Origin of the sequence: Aromatoleum evansii (genome assembly GCF_012910805.1) — a bacterium.
Lineage (GTDB): Bacteria > Pseudomonadota > Gammaproteobacteria > Burkholderiales > Rhodocyclaceae > Aromatoleum > Aromatoleum evansii.
This window is the reverse complement of the sequence record NZ_WTVK01000260.1, coordinates 1-416: the sequence shown is the minus strand read 5'-3', so window position 1 is coordinate 416 and position 416 is coordinate 1. Positions and strand designations below refer to the sequence as shown.

At 64.4% G+C, this 416-nt stretch carries 1 pseudogene; it reads left to right on the top strand.

The window, feature by feature from the left end:
* Positions 1–416, top strand: a pseudogene (locus tag GO615_RS28215) (acyl-CoA dehydrogenase); the annotation flags it as partial.

The window sequence follows — 416 nt, the reverse complement described above, 5'->3', positions numbered from 1 at the left end:
GCGCACTCGCGCCGAACGCGCCGATGACGGCACCTACCGCATCAAGGGCACCAAGATCTTCATCACCTACGGCGAGCACGACATGACCGACAACATCGTGCACTTCGTGCTCGCACGATTGCCCGATGCGCCCTCGGGCACCAAGGGAATTTCCCTCTTCCTCGTGCCGAAGTTCCTGGTCAATGCCGACGGATCGCTCGGCGCGCGCAACGACATCCATGCGAGCGGCGTCGAGCACAAGCTCGGCATGCACGCTTCGCCGACCTGCACCATGACCATGGGCGACAAGGGCGGTGCGATCGGCTTCCTGATCGGCGAGGAAAACGCCGGCATGCGCTGCATGTTCACGATGATGAACCAGGCCCGGCTCGGCGTCGGCCTCGAAGGCGTCGGCATTGCCGACCGCGCCTATCAGC